This window comes from Streptomyces hilarionis (assembly GCF_024539675.1).
GTDB lineage: Bacteria > Actinomycetota > Actinomycetes > Streptomycetales > Streptomycetaceae > Streptomyces > Streptomyces hilarionis.
Genome location: NZ_JAHHIT010000730.1, coordinates 1 through 269 on the forward strand (window position 1 = coordinate 1; position 269 = coordinate 269).

1 protein-coding gene is annotated in these 269 nt (G+C 50.6%); it reads right to left on the minus strand.

Features of this window, described 5'->3' with window-relative positions:
• A partial coding sequence (locus KMS84_RS44580; protein WP_256921596.1) for a hypothetical protein occupies positions 1 to 221 on the minus strand: 221 nt, incomplete at its 3' end.
• Positions 222 to 269 lie beyond the last annotated feature (48 nt).

Genomic DNA, 269 nt, shown 5'->3' on the forward strand with positions numbered 1-269 from the left:
TATATGTACTGCTCACCCGGCAACAGCGGATCAACACACTGCCCTCTCACACCACAACACAATTGACCTGAACCCCAGCAAATACGCCCCGACAACAGATGGCACAGAGACTGCATATTCCGATTGAGCATGATGGAACATGTCATTTCAATTTTCTGAATATAAGAAAAGCCTTCTCTCACCGCCTTGTCCGGAGCTGTTCCATGAAACCCTTCACCCAACGCTTACTGGGTGCCTGCGCCCTCATCTTGTGTGTGCAACCGCAAGCC